At 33.1% G+C, this 13,238-nt stretch carries 15 protein-coding genes; 11 read left to right on the forward strand and 4 right to left on the reverse strand.

From position 1 onward, the window contains the following. On the reverse strand, positions 1–727 hold a 727-nt coding region (locus tag H0V01_01225), incomplete at its 3' end, for a glucose/sorbosone dehydrogenase-like protein (GenBank protein ID MBA2581988.1). Positions 728–1,120: 393 nt separating this feature from the next. On the opposite strand from H0V01_01225, the gene H0V01_01230 reads away from it, so the two are divergent. The 8 genes from H0V01_01230 (at position 1,121) to H0V01_01265 (ending at position 8,888) form a co-directional block, all read left to right on the forward strand. After that, entirely contained in the window at positions 1,121–1,549 is a 429-nt protein-coding gene (locus H0V01_01230) for a hypothetical protein (protein ID MBA2581989.1), read from the forward strand. Between the two features lie 11 nt (positions 1,550–1,560). After that, positions 1,561–1,941 carry a hypothetical protein gene (locus H0V01_01235; protein ID MBA2581990.1) on the forward strand — a complete coding sequence of 127 codons (381 nt, stop codon included), beginning with the start codon at positions 1,561–1,563 and terminating at the stop codon, positions 1,939–1,941. A gap of 214 nt (positions 1,942–2,155) precedes the next feature. Then, entirely contained in the window at positions 2,156–2,503 is a 348-nt protein-coding gene (locus H0V01_01240) for a hypothetical protein (GenBank protein ID MBA2581991.1), read from the forward strand. Positions 2,504–2,574: 71 nt separating this feature from the next. Continuing rightward, entirely contained in the window at positions 2,575–2,823 is a 249-nt protein-coding gene (locus H0V01_01245) for a hypothetical protein (GenBank protein ID MBA2581992.1), read from the forward strand. Between the two features lie 161 nt (positions 2,824–2,984). Beyond that, the gene (locus H0V01_01250) at positions 2,985–6,545 is read left to right on the forward strand and encodes a PAS domain S-box protein (protein MBA2581993.1); all 3,561 of its coding nucleotides are present in this window, start codon (positions 2,985–2,987) and stop codon (positions 6,543–6,545) included. Between the two features lie 361 nt (positions 6,546–6,906). Next, positions 6,907–7,539 (forward strand): hypothetical protein, encoded by a 633-nt coding sequence (locus tag H0V01_01255; protein ID MBA2581994.1) that lies wholly within the window; start codon positions 6,907–6,909, stop codon positions 7,537–7,539. Positions 7,540–7,784: 245 nt separating this feature from the next. After that, complete coding sequence (locus H0V01_01260) at positions 7,785–7,931, forward strand: hypothetical protein (protein ID MBA2581995.1); 147 nt, start codon at positions 7,785–7,787, stop codon at positions 7,929–7,931. 255 nt (positions 7,932–8,186) lie between these two features. Further along, positions 8,187–8,888 (forward strand): response regulator transcription factor, encoded by a 702-nt coding sequence (locus H0V01_01265; protein MBA2581996.1) that lies wholly within the window; start codon positions 8,187–8,189, stop codon positions 8,886–8,888. 151 nt (positions 8,889–9,039) lie between these two features. Here the strand turns inward: H0V01_01265 and H0V01_01270 are convergent, their stop codons facing one another. Beyond that, on the reverse strand, positions 9,040–9,258 hold the full coding sequence (locus H0V01_01270) for a hypothetical protein (protein ID MBA2581997.1): 219 nt from the start codon (positions 9,256–9,258) through the stop codon (positions 9,040–9,042). A gap of 186 nt (positions 9,259–9,444) precedes the next feature. Here H0V01_01270 and H0V01_01275 point away from each other — a divergent pair, with 186 nt between their 5' ends. Next, entirely contained in the window at positions 9,445–9,714 is a 270-nt protein-coding gene (locus H0V01_01275) for a hypothetical protein (GenBank protein ID MBA2581998.1), read from the forward strand. Here H0V01_01275 and H0V01_01280 read toward each other — a convergent pair. Together H0V01_01280 and H0V01_01285 are read right to left on the reverse strand one after the other, a co-directional pair. Continuing rightward, entirely contained in the window at positions 9,658–10,878 is a 1,221-nt protein-coding gene (locus H0V01_01280; protein ID MBA2581999.1) for a multicopper oxidase domain-containing protein, read from the reverse strand. The genes H0V01_01275 and H0V01_01280 overlap by 57 nt on opposite strands. A 317-nt stretch (positions 10,879–11,195) precedes the next feature. Beyond that, complete coding sequence (locus H0V01_01285; GenBank protein ID MBA2582000.1) at positions 11,196–12,062, reverse strand: multicopper oxidase domain-containing protein; 867 nt, start codon at positions 12,060–12,062, stop codon at positions 11,196–11,198. A gap of 100 nt (positions 12,063–12,162) precedes the next feature. On the opposite strand from H0V01_01285, the gene H0V01_01290 reads away from it, so the two are divergent. Both H0V01_01290 and H0V01_01295 read left to right on the forward strand, forming a co-directional pair. Beyond that, positions 12,163–12,639: a hypothetical protein gene (locus H0V01_01290; GenBank protein ID MBA2582001.1), complete on the forward strand. Its 477-nt coding sequence runs from the start codon at positions 12,163–12,165 to the stop codon at positions 12,637–12,639. A 152-nt stretch (positions 12,640–12,791) separates the two neighbouring features. Continuing rightward, a complete protein-coding gene (locus H0V01_01295; GenBank protein ID MBA2582002.1) occupies positions 12,792–13,235 on the forward strand; it encodes a hypothetical protein in 444 nt (147 codons plus the stop codon). Positions 13,236–13,238 lie beyond the last annotated feature (3 nt).

Genomic DNA, 13,238 nt, shown 5'->3' on the forward strand with positions numbered 1-13,238 from the left:
TACCTGTTTGCGGGGCAAAAGAACCGGACTCAGTAACAAACAAATTGTTTTCGAACCCGAATTCAGTACTGGTGGATGGGGCAAAACCAGTTACAGAAACAGACTGTCCAACTGTAGCAAAAGCATCCTTGACCACAAGGGTATTTGCGAAGCTTTGTGCGAACAAGGGCTCTGCACAATCAGTATCCTCTAAAACTGGCGAATCGCAGAACATGGGATCTGCTACGCTCAAAGGTTCATTGGTTACCGGATCGTGAAAATAATCAGGCCATCCGAAAAACTCCACAACACCACCTACCGTAATCTCAAACATATCGTCTTTGTCATTGAAGAGGGGACGGTTTCCTTGAATTACGTAAGTAGCAGGGTTAAGTGGATCATTAGGATCACCGGCCTGTCCGCGAATATCAGTTCCATTATTAGAAATGAACAATTGACTGGCGTTACTTGCGTCAAATGCTATTCCGAAGGGATTCCTAAGCCCCCAGCATTCGAGTACAAGTGAACCCGCTACATCAGCAGCCGATGGATCGAAAGAATATACTGAACCTACACCAGCGATTATCCAATCCTGAGGATTGTTTGGTGTAGCCGCGGCAACTACATACTCGCTGGTTTCTTCCCCAGTATCAAATGCACGGTATGCTGCAGTTACTGCGTTTGAATCTGGATCTAAAGGAGTTGGTACGCGGGCAGTAAAGCCATTGGGCGCGAATGTAATGTCCACAGGCGCCATGTCCCTGAAGCCAGGGGCATCTGCTACCCAATTAAATGCATTGTCCGAACCAACTACACCTGAGTTAGTGGCCGTACCAATGCTTATATACCCTCTTCCGTTCGGTGCGAATTCGATGGTATTGAGGGAATTGATTTTTTTTGCAAAAGTTGAAAATACACTCAGTTAATAGATTTTAAGGTTTGATTGAAAATTCCGTTTGGAATAGTAAAAGCCCTACAAAAGGCGCATTTTGCCCATTAATACAGGAAAATAGAGCATCCATTCATTCAGACTTGAGAGTATTTCATTCGGCATCTAATTAACCCCACTTACCGAAAAAAGCAACATTAGCAACCGGTTCTTTAATACTATTGTGCTATAATTAATTAAACACAAAAAATTATGAAAACTATTGTTATACTATTCCTTGTACTATTTGCTTCAAAAGCAAATTTTGCTCAAGATGCAAAACTTGGAGAAAATGCAAAACCAGAATTGAAAAAATTTACGGGTCAATATTACGATTCTAAATTGTATTTTAATTGGTTGGTTACAAATGTTAAGGATAATGGTGTATTTGTAATAGAGAAAAAAGCAAATAATTCTTATACTATTGTTGCAATTAAAGAGGCTATAGGTGTAAAGATTAGTTTGCCTATTTTATATTCTCACAATTTGGAGGATATCAGTTTTATAGGAGGAGTTTATAGAATAAGATTTATAAGTGATGGATATTCTTTTACAGGAAATGACATTCATGTAAACTGTAAAAATGTAGAAGAAACATTGTATCAGGCGGAAAAGCTGGGGGGAAGAAACAAAAATCATTAAAAGTTTAAATCATGAGCTATACTCTGATTGCGTTGCTAAATATTATTTCAATGGCAAACATTGCAATAATGCCTAATTCTGTTCCAGAAAAAAAGGGAGATATGACTGAATTTGTTGTATTATCTGGTGAATATCATTATCCGAACATTCAATTGCACTGGGTGGTTAAAAATGTAAATACCGATGGAGTTTTTTTGATTGAAGAAAAAGTGGATGATGTTTATAGTCCTATTGGTTTACAAAAAGTAGAATGTATTGAAATTGCAGAACTGCAGCATTTTTCCCATAATATTGATGATACATCTTTTAATAAAGGAATTTTTCGAATACGGTATATTAATAAAACGAATCACTGGATTGATGGACCAGATTTTACAGTAATGCTGAAATAAATTTTGAAATTTAATTCAAGAGCTATTCATGAAAAAAAAACAGGATTTTTTTTATTCATTTATTTATCAAATGGTTCTATGCCGGGATTAATTAATAAGATTTTTTATTCATTTATTGAGTCATTTATTTTTTTTACTTTTTATAACTTAATGCTTCCTTTTTTGACAATATTTATCAAACAGAGATCAACAATGAGATCTTAGTAAAGAAATTATGAAACAGAAAATTCTCGTAGTAAATGAAGATTGCACTTTACTGGCAATAACTAAAATAAGCATAGGGAAATTTGGTTATGATGTAAAAGCAATCTCAGAAAGCCAAAAGATTTATACATCGATAAAAGAATTTGGGCCCCACCTGATTATTCTTGAAGAAAGGCTCAACGAAAAGGAAGCCATGAAGCTTGACCAAATGATTAAAAGTGACGCTTCTATAAATACCCCATCTGTTATTTTATATTCCGGGCTTACTTACCCAGGTGAAGTGCATGTTGAAGATTTCATAGAAATGCCTTATGATATGTATTTTTATAATTGCACCTTGAAGCCTTTCTTACAATAAAAAAACAAAAGTCAATGTTTTCATTTATTGAACGAAGTAAAAAGTAGTATTGATATTTTAGTAGTAAAAATATGGAACCAGCAAAGAATATAAAAATATTAGAGAATACAAATTCAACCTCCTGGATGGATGAAAAGGGAATAATATATTCAGTTTCCAAAAAAGCTCCACAACCCACTATTGAACAATCAAAAAAAGACCTCGATGAATTCAGGAAACAATTCGGAGAAGGAAAGTTTTGCTTTCTAATGGATATTTCTGAATCAACACCATCCTCCAGGGAAGCAAGAGATTATGCCGCAGAAGAATTAAAAAAATGATTAAAGCGATGGATCTAATATCAAATTCAGCTGCTGGGCGTATGATTGCAAATCTTTTTTTTGGTTTAAAGCCTCCTTCTTTCCCCACTAAAATGTTTAACAACGAAAGTGTTGCAAGAGAATAGTTAAATCAATACTTGGATTAAAATTACAATTAAGATATGTCTGCATTAAAAAAATCAAACGAGGAAAAACGGTTAATAAAGGCTCTTAATCAACTATCGGAATTTTCAAAAGGCAATTATTCAGTTCGGGAAAAACCTTCAGGAAAGGGCGATGAATGGGATAAATTACTTTCTGGGATAAATGCACTTGGGGATGAATTATCTGCTAAAGTTTTGGCAATAGGGCAGGATGATCGTATGCATGCAATTTTGGAAGGGGCTCTTCAATTGAATTTAGGGAATTATCATCACACAATTCCCCTTTCTGAAAAAAACGATTCACTTGATGCTTTGTCTATTGCTTTAAATACGCTTTCTGATGAGTTAATGAATTCCAAAAAGGTAATCGATAGCTTTGAGGAAAGGATCAATGGAATTCTGGAAAGTCTTTTGAAATTCACTTTAATGGATTTTTCCCAGAAAGTGGAAGTGACAGGTAAAGGAGATGAGTTTGATGCCATTGCCATAGGCGTAAATACTTTAATTGAAGAACTGGAAGCATCATTTAGAGCAGAGAGGGAGCAGGCAAAAGAATTAGAGACAGCCACCAAAATATTAATGTTAAAAAACCAGGTATTGAAGGGGGTTGAGGAATTGAACGATGCAATTCGTGGTGAAAAATCAACAGAGGCGCTTGCACAAAGTATAATTAGTTACCTGGCCTCTCACCTTAACGCTCAAATAGGGGCTTTTTATGTTATCGAAAATAAAAAACATTTAAAGTTTATAGCTGGCTATGCATACAGTAAAAAACATCATGCTCAGGGAAATTTAATACATTTTGGAGAAGGGCTTGTAGGACAGGTTGCTCTTGAAAAGAAAAAGCTCGTATTAAGGAACATTCCAAAAGATTATATCAAAGTAAATTCAGCTACAGGAGAAACCTCACCTAATGAAATACTAATTATTCCATTCTTTTTTGAAGGGGAATTAATAGGGGTAATCGAACTGGGCACACTTGGTTTATTTAATGAGGAGCATCATGAGTTTTTAGAAATCATTAATCAAAAAATTGGTATTGCAATAAATTCTTCTCAGGACCGTGAACAATTGAAGTTGTTGTTAGAAGAAACCCAGGCCCAGGCTGAAGAATTGCAAACCAATCAGGAAGAACTAAGACTAACAAACGAGGAGTTGCAGGGAAAAACTTCTCATTTAGAAAATTCAGAAGCAGAGCTTAAATTACAACAAGAGGAGTTACAACAAACCAATGATGAGTTGAAAGAAAAAGCCAATCTTTGTGCAGAAGACAAGTTAAAAGAAAATGAAGCTTTTTTGAATTCCGTTTTGGATAACATGTGGGAAGGAGTAATAGTGGCAGATAAAGACGGGAGTATGATTTATTTTAATACTGCAGCAAAAAAATTGTTTGTTAAGGAATTTATCGATGATTTGCCTGGAAAAAAGTTAAAGGAGTTTTTGATTTATTATCCCGATACAATCACCCCCATTCCCAAAGAACAATCGCCTTTGTTTAAAGGGTTAAAAGGGAAAGAATCAATAAATGAAGAAGTTTTTGTTAAATACAATAGCAAATCTAAAGGTGTATTAGTTAATATTAGTTGCATGCCAATAAAAGGGTCGAATTCAGAAATTACTGGAGCCGTTCTTGTTTTTAAAGACATTACTAAGTACAAAATAGCGGAGCAGGCATTAATAGAAAGTGAATCAAGATTCAGAAATCTTTTCGAATTTGCTCCAAATCCTATGTGGGTATTTGATTTGGATACTTTTGAATTTCTGGTAGTAAATAAAGCAGCAGTAAAACATTATGGTTATTCTAAAGAAGAATTTCTAGCTATGAAGGCTACTGATTTAAGGCCAGAAGATCAATTCGAGAAGTTTTTTGATGCTTTAATAAGGATGAAAAAAGAAGATAAAAACCTTTGTTCTTCAACCGGGTGGGTTCATAAATTAAAAAACGGACAATTAATAGATGTTGATATAACCTCTCAACGTATAGAAATTAATGGAAGAAAAACCTTGTTAACCACAGCCATTGACATTACAAAATGGAAAAAAGCGAAGGAAGACTTAAATAAAGCAAAAGAACTGGCTGAAAATTTACTGAAAACACAAGAAATTTTCATTGCCAATTTCAGTCATGAAATAAGAACCCCAATGAATGCTATTTTAGGGTTTACCTCCCTTTTGAACCGATCGGAATTAAATCCCGAACAAAAAGAACAAATCAGTGCAGTTCAGCAATCAGGTGAAACACTATTAACTTTAATCAATGATATTTTAGATATGTCAAAAATAGAGTCAGGTTTAATAACCTTTGAAAAGACTCCATTTGACATTAAATTAATTCTTCAAAATTTAAAAACTATTCTTTATAAAAATGCAAAGGCTAAATCTGTTGTTTTTAAAATAACAGTTCAAAATGAAATTCCTAATTCAGTAATAGGCGATCCGGTAAGGTTAACACAGATTTTGTTAAACCTTATACATAATGCACTTAAATTTACAGAACAGGGTGAGGTAACCGTTTCGGTTAAATTAACAGAGGCCAGCGGTGATGATTTAAAAATACAATTTGAAATAAAGGATACAGGAGTTGGAATTCCTGCTGATAAAATAGACCTGATATTTCAAAGGTTTTTACAGGCAAATTCGGATACTACTCGAAAATTTGGTGGAACAGGCCTAGGCCTTAACATAGTAAAAAACCTGGTAGAATTACAAAATGGAACAATTCAGGTAAAAAGCACTGAAAATATAGGGTCGTTATTTACAGTTAACATGGTTTTTAAAGAGGATAAAAATTTAACATATTTAAAAAATGAAGCACTTGATTATTCTAAAATCACCATTAATAAGAGTACAAGAATTTTGTTTGTTGAGGATAATTTTTTCAATCAGAAATTAGCTGTAACTGTACTTAAAAATTTTGGGTTTGATATAGTAATAGCCAATAATGGCAAAGAAGCCGTTAGGATGGTAAAAGAAAATGCGTTTGATTTAATATTAATGGATTTGCAGATGCCGGAAATGGACGGGTATACGGCAAGCAAGGTAATAAGAAATGAGTTGTTATTGGATATTCCTATTATTGCAATGACAGCGCACGCCCTTCTCGGAGAAAAAGAAAGATGTATTAAACTAGGGATGAATGATTATATTTCAAAGCCCTTTAACGAACAAGATTTGTTAAAAAAGATTCTTTATTTTCAAAAACCATTTGGGAAAAATGAAGTGGTGAGTGTTAAAGAAAACCTTATAAACCTTGAATATTTAAAAAACCTTTCTACAAGCAATGAGAATTTTATTAAAGAAATGATACAGGTTTTTATTGATGGAGCACCTCTATTGATGATTGAACTAAAAGATGCTGTACAAAAGAATGATCTTACAAGGATTATGGTAAATGCGCATACTTTAAAATCAAATCTTGCATTTTTAGGTGTGAATAATTTGAAACATATATTAGAGCAATTGGAAATAAATGCGAAAGGGCTTGTAACAGGTTTTAATTATTCTGCCGAATTCCTCCACATTGAACCAGTTTTTAATGCTGTTCTTGAAGAAGCCAAAAGTAAAGTGGAAAAATTATAGAAATTATCATTAAAATTTCTCGATCCAATCCATAGCCAATTGGTATTATTCCCGCTGTTTCTTCTTTGCCTTTAAAGAATAGACGGTTTTAACCTGCTGTTTCAAAAATCATTTTAAATTTTACTATTTCAAGTCGAAATTAGTTTTTTTTTCAAATTCAAATGATGTAAATTCAACTTATGCTGCCTGATTATTTCTAGCAATATTGGGTGTTCTATGGTTTTAAATTAAATAAAAAGCACTCAGTCTTAATTTAGTTTTACTCAGCAGTGAAATTACTTCACTTAACGAAAGCCAAGAGTTATCCGCATTAGGTTTAAATACATTTGCTCCATAAACAAACAAACTTATAACGGACAACATGAAAACTCTAAACAACTCAAAAAAAGATTTGAAAAATTCTTTAAACAGAAAAAAGTCATTCAATTTATTTGGAAATAAAATGGCATTAAATTGTTTTGGCAGCTTATTTCTTTTCCTATTAACAGGATTAACAATTACAACAAGTGGTCAAAACAATTCAATTAAATACGGGGCCTCAATAAATAAGACTTTTACAGGCTCTGGAGTTAAAACTTTAATTAGTCCATCAGTATCAGTTCAAAAAGAGCGATTTTCACTTTCTGCCGGACCAAATATAAAAAATGTGAATTTCGATCTGTCTGGAGGCCATTTGGAAGTAAGGTTTCTCCCACCAATAGAAAATCCGACTGTTTCCCTTTTCTTTCATTATTCTTCAGTGCTAAATGTGCATACAACTATGAATTATTCTTGTGAAGTAGAACGCAAGGTTAATTTAAGTGAAAAACTGGACCAAAGGGTAAATGCCTATGAACATTATGTTGGCTTTGGTATTGAAAATACACTTACAAATGCAATTTTTCTACAAACTTCGATAGGTGTAGGTGCTATTCATACAACCTTTAGTGACGGAAGCAATCTTACCATGGCTACAGTAATGTTTAAATTAGGAATAAACATAAGGAGTTTGTAATAACTAAGCCTGGTATTTATTCTTATTTGTAAAACTACACCCTTTTTATCCTAAATGTTTTTTAAAAATAAATCAATGGAAAATATAATTGCATCAGAAACTGTAAAGCGAAAATTGTTTTCTTTTTGAACGTATTCATAATAGGAAAAAAGAAGAAAATCTGCTTAATTTGAAACGTATTTTTGATTTGTCACCAGATATAATTTGTATTGCTGGACCTGATGGCAATTTTAAACTTATAAAATATGGTGGACGAAAACCTTCAAAGTCCTCGTTATGCCAGAAGTTTGCAGGAGGATATTGTGCCTTATCCTAATTCTCTAGTGAACATTTTTCCTGATTCATTTATTTACAATAAACCAAAACAAATTGTATCGGGAGACTTTTTTTGATTTGATCAAACAGAAAACAATGCTTTTATATCTGTGGGTGACTGTACCGGTCACGGTGTGCCGGGGGCAATGCTATCAGTAATGGGTGTAAATGTTTTCTTTTTAACTAATTTTTTTATTTTTATATATCTATTATAATTATATTTGAATAAATATCATTTCCAATAGTTGTTGTTTTAGCAATAACAAACCGGATTGCAACAGTGAGTTGTAAAAATTTTTACTTCTAAAAATACAACAAAAATTAGTTCAGCTATGACCTGTGTAATTCTTGAAGATGATTCAATGGCAAGAAAACTGTTGGAACAAATGGTAAATGACACTGAATCCCTGGAATTAATTAAATCTTTTTCTTCATCTGTTGAATGTTATAAATTTTTAATGGTCAATAAGGTTGATTTGATTTTTTTAGATGTAGAAATGCCGGAAATGTCTGGATTGGAAATGATATCCAATCTTCCAACTGAACCGCTTGTTATATTTACAACAGGGAATAAAGATTATGCCATAAACAGCTTTGATCATAGGGTTGTGGATTATTTGGTGAAACCATTTAGTTATGTAAGAATTCTTAAAGCTGTTATGAAAGCAGAGGGTATATTAAACACCGGTACTGCTTCTGTTACTATTGAAAAAAATGAAAAAGATGCAAATCACTTGTTTATCAAACAAGCTGGCCAATATATAAAACTTCCTTTTTCAGATATTTTATATATTGAAGCTTTGGGCGATTACATTAACATTCATGTACAGGAAAAGAAATACATAATACATGAAACCATGAAAAGTTTTCTTGGCAGGCTTCCTCAAAATTTTCTCCGGGTTCACCGTTCATTTGTAGTAAATACAAATTTAATAACATCCATTGAGGACAATACAATTTATATTCAAAAAAAGGCAATACCAGTAGGCGTTTCTTATAGGGAAAGTGTATACAAGAGTTTGAAATTAAGTTGATTTAAACGCCTTTGTCCTGCAGGATTTTTTTTCGCATGATTACTATGAACGCCATGCTTTGAAATCTTTTCTTATCTCTTCTATTGTTGGGGGATTTGAGTGTGGAGATAAAAAGTTAGGTATTTGCCCTGGAAAGCCTTTTTTTTGTAATCTAATTTTCTGCTTTTGTTAATTTTATTGATGCAGATTTTTTTCTGTGTATCAATATGTAAATTAGTGGTAAAATACCTGCAGTATTAATAAGGGCAATACAAATAAACCAGGCAATATGATTGTTTCGCGCAGCTTTCCACATTGCTATTAATTTCCAAATGACTTCCCAAATAATTAGAATAATTATAAGTGGCATAAACCCTTCAAATACTTCCATGAAATAGTGTTTCTTGTCCATTTATTTTAAGTTTTTATTTTTAATTTCTATTGTTTAGTTTTTTCAATTTTTGGGGTAATTAAACCCTATAAACAAATATAATGTTTAATTAAACAAAATAGGATTTTTATTAGATGGAAAAAGTATATGTATTTGAAAGCATAAAAGCGCAATGCCTTAATTTTTATGCTGCACTTGCCCATTGTTAGTGCAGGATCAGCTCAAACCATTTGTGCAGGAGATGCAATTACACTTTCTGGTTCAGGAGCAGTATCCTACAATTGGAATAATGGAGTAACCGATATGATTTGCTTTTTAACTGTCAGCCCGATTTATCGGGATAGCCCTGTTATATTCATTAGCGTTTGTGAATGGTTCGTGCATGGCTATTTCTATTTTTTATCTCCCAATTATTATTTTTTTATTCAAATTATCATTCCCAATAAGAATGTTTAAATAATAGATTCCCGGGTTTAAATCACCGACTTCTAATATAAGACTTTCATGAGTTTTTTCAGAATTTCCTGATTTAACAACTTGACCAAGAGCATTTATTAAAGTAAAATTAATTTTATCCTTATCCTTATTTTTGAAGGAAATTTCCAAATAATTATCCGTGGGGTTTGGAAATACATGAACAGGGTTATCTAAAGTATTTTCATTTAATCCAACATAACCATTAATGGCAACAGGAACATATTGCACATTCCAAACTGAATCAGTATTCATATTTAAATATTTAACAATGACATTTCCAGTAAATTGACCAGAAGCATTAAGCATAACTTCAAAACGTTCACCTGGCATTATCTCCAGGGTATCACTTTGAATTGCATTAGGCATTGGCCTTCCATCTGAGGAAAGTATTGTAGCATTCAGTATTGAAGGAAAAATAATTCGGTTATTAAAATAGCCAATGTTCGCAAGCCGCATATAAATTTTTTCACCCTGGGTTCCTGTTATTTTAATGGAATCATCCTGAGCTATTTGTTGTTCAGATTTACCATTAATAAGAAAATAATCAGGCAAATAAGCAGGTACAAGTATCATATCGCTCACGGTATCATGTTGAGGAGGATTTAAATGCCATTGCGAGTCAATTTCTGTCATTAACCATTTATAATCTTTATCAAATGATGGCCCACCTGTCCATGCCGATTTAACTCCATTGGCAGCACGAACCACTATTAATCCATACATTCCCATTTGTAAATGCACCACATCTCCAACATGACAATGATAAATATAGGTGCCTGGATAATCAGCAACAAAAGTGTATGTAGTGTCCTGCATGTGGCTAAGCCAGAATGAAGTAGCAGGGTCTCCATCATTGCGCGTATCCACATCCAATCCATGTAAATGAACGGTATGATGCTCTCCCTGTGATACATTTCGGGCAGTAATAATTACAGTATCTCCTTGTTCTGCATAAAGTATTTTTGCAGGCAAAGTGGGTGGGGTTGATAAAGTAGAGGAAAAACCCCAAATTGCAACACTATTCCCGTCCCACATGCTTGCTGAACCGGTATTGCTACGCAGTATAACGGTATATTTAATTGTTTTTTGTGCCATTAACTGGAAAGAAGCTAAAAAAACAATCAGGGTAATTCTATATTTCATATGTAGATAATTTGTTTTTTTAAGGTCATCCCGATTTATCGGGATAGCCATGTTATATTCATTAGCGTTTGTGAACGGTTCGTGCATGGCTATTTCATATGTATATAATTTGTTTTTTTAAGGTCATATGGTATAGCCCTGTTATATTCATTAGCGTTTGTGAACAGTTCGTGCATGGCTATTTCATAATTTATTCGTTTTTTAATTATGCTCCAGGGAACTCATGAATGCTAAAGCATTTGTCTTTTAATTTTCATCCCCATATTCTGTACGCCTGTTAACTTCATCGGTCTGTGTGCGGGATTGCGTAGGGTTTTTCATTGTTCTACTTTCATAATTAAAAACATTCCATTTGGATGAATCCCTCCTCCTGAAACTGCTACTAAATTATGATCATGCACGCTGTATTCTCCAATTTTATCGGGAACCAGTTCCAGAACCATTGCATCCATCCTCCTAAAAGGAAAAGTATCTTTAGACCATCCTATTTGGTGATTCTGATTGGAATAAATGATGTTGCAATGAAAACCATGGAAATGTAAAGAATGGGCTGCCTGGCCTGTATTGGCTATAAAAATATGAATTGTATCTCCTACATTACATTTTACCCTTGCGGTTGTATCGTTTTGCAAATCGGGAAAACTCTTACCATTAATAGTAAAATAATCAGGATTGTACTGAGTCCAATCCACTGTATTGTTTTCAGAAATCAGGGTGTTAAATTCTGATTGAAAATCTTTTAAATTCCAGTAGTATTTTTTGGAAGTTGAATTGTTTACACAAATCATTCCACCCGCTCCCATGTTTTTGTAATTGGGATATTGATATTCATCATAATAAATGTAAAGCCCTTGAGCAGCAAAAGTTAGAGTATCAGTTATGGAATCTGCAGGACTAATTGTGGCATTAACACCTGAAAAGCCTTTAATATTAAAACCATGAATAATTGTGTCGTTGTTTATTATTTTAATTACAAGTGTATCGCTGGTTGTACAGCTTATCACTGTATTTAATGAAACAAATGAACCTGTTTCATTAAATACAAAGCAAGGAAAAGTTGTGTTATTTACAGTTGTAAAAGTTCCTGAATTAATAAACAGTGTCTGATTTTTTATCGCAGCACTACTGTTAATTACAAACAGCAATGGCAAACAAGTCAAAAATAATTTTATACTTAATTGCATCTTTTTCGTTTAATTGTAAATATATTGTAAATTTATTTAGCAGAGACTTTTCAAATTTGATTTTTTTAACTGCCTTGATGTAATTATAGTAAAACAAAGAATGGAAACCGCAACCGATCCTAAAAAAAAAGAATTAAAAAAGCAGCTTAAATCACATTGCATTTACCTTTTAGAGCAAAGAATAACAACCGCAAGAAAAGCCATGGAAATGGCCCAGGAATCGGCAAACAGTGAGGAAAAAAGCTCAGCTGGAGATAAGCATGAAACTGCCAGGGCTTCAAGCCAACTGGAACGGGATATGAATGCAAGACAACTTGACCAGGCAAAAAAGGAACTGGAACTTGCAAAAAAAATAGATGTCGAAAAGATTCATTCCTCTGCTTCAATTGGATCAGTTATAGTTACTTCTGAATTTTGGTTTTTTATTTCTATTGGATTAGGAGGAGTAACAATTGACGGAAAAAAAATTCTTTTCTTGTCTCCTAATGCCCCAGTTGCTGGATTATTGAATCAGAAAAAAACAGGAGAATCATTTATTTTTAATGGAAAAATTACTCAAATAAAAGAGGTTTTCTAAATTTAAGCATTTCCTGAAATTTTCTATATTCCTTTCACTCGTTTTCTATTTTAAATGCTGAACTATTTATATTGGTGCAAATGATTCTGAAATAGAATAACTTATAAATGTTTAAATTTGCAACAATGAAAAATGCCATGCGTTTCTGATTTATGTATCAATTTCTATCTTTATTTTTGCTAGTCCCTGTTTTTGCAATTAGCCAGGGAAATTATGCAGGAACCTATTCAGGTCAAAATTTTGAAAAAGATTCACAGTTAAAGATCATATCTCAGGTGAATCACAAACTTATTCTAGAAAAAGATTCCAGTTTTACTTATTCCAAAATCAACAGCACCAATCATTGCAATTCTATTTATGCAGGATATTGGGAAACAAAAAACAGGGAAATTGTATTAAATTTTATTGACGAGGATCCTCAATTTTTATTCGTTAACGAAAAGGCGGGCTTTTGCACTTTAGAAAGCAGGTCTGAGCAGCTTTCACTTACTAAACAAGGGCATAGGCTCTATGAATCTGAAAAAACAACAACAAAAGCAAATAATTTAAAAAAGAAGAGCAAAGAGCCGCCATGCCCAACGTTTAAAAAAAGATAAGAT

The sequence above is a fragment of the Bacteroidota bacterium genome (assembly GCA_013696965.1).
Lineage (GTDB): Bacteria > Bacteroidota > Bacteroidia > JACCXN01 > JACCXN01 > JACCXN01.

Bases quoted from the DNA above. Each gene is read 5' to 3' on its own strand.
- H0V01_01230 (MBA2581989.1), top strand. From the start codon at position 1,121: ATGAAAACTATTGTTATACTATTCCTTGTACTATTTGCTTCAAAAGCA.
- H0V01_01235 (MBA2581990.1), top strand. From the start codon at position 1,561: ATGAGCTATACTCTGATTGCGTTGCTAAATATTATTTCAATGGCAAAC.
- H0V01_01240 (MBA2581991.1), top strand. From the start codon at position 2,156: ATGAAACAGAAAATTCTCGTAGTAAATGAAGATTGCACTTTACTGGCA.
- H0V01_01245 (MBA2581992.1), top strand. From the start codon at position 2,575: ATGGAACCAGCAAAGAATATAAAAATATTAGAGAATACAAATTCAACC.
- H0V01_01250 (MBA2581993.1), top strand. From the start codon at position 2,985: ATGTCTGCATTAAAAAAATCAAACGAGGAAAAACGGTTAATAAAGGCT.
- H0V01_01255 (MBA2581994.1), top strand. From the start codon at position 6,907: ATGAAAACTCTAAACAACTCAAAAAAAGATTTGAAAAATTCTTTAAAC.
- H0V01_01260 (MBA2581995.1), top strand. From the start codon at position 7,785: ATGGTGGACGAAAACCTTCAAAGTCCTCGTTATGCCAGAAGTTTGCAG.
- H0V01_01265 (MBA2581996.1), top strand. From the start codon at position 8,187: ATGACCTGTGTAATTCTTGAAGATGATTCAATGGCAAGAAAACTGTTG.
- H0V01_01270 (MBA2581997.1), bottom strand. From the start codon at position 9,258: ATGGAAGTATTTGAAGGGTTTATGCCACTTATAATTATTCTAATTATT.
- H0V01_01275 (MBA2581998.1), top strand. From the start codon at position 9,445: ATGCTGCACTTGCCCATTGTTAGTGCAGGATCAGCTCAAACCATTTGT.
- H0V01_01280 (MBA2581999.1), bottom strand. From the start codon at position 10,878: ATGAAATATAGAATTACCCTGATTGTTTTTTTAGCTTCTTTCCAGTTA.
- H0V01_01285 (MBA2582000.1), bottom strand. From the start codon at position 12,062: ATGCAATTAAGTATAAAATTATTTTTGACTTGTTTGCCATTGCTGTTT.
- H0V01_01290 (MBA2582001.1), top strand. From the start codon at position 12,163: ATGGAAACCGCAACCGATCCTAAAAAAAAAGAATTAAAAAAGCAGCTT.
- H0V01_01295 (MBA2582002.1), top strand. From the start codon at position 12,792: ATGTATCAATTTCTATCTTTATTTTTGCTAGTCCCTGTTTTTGCAATT.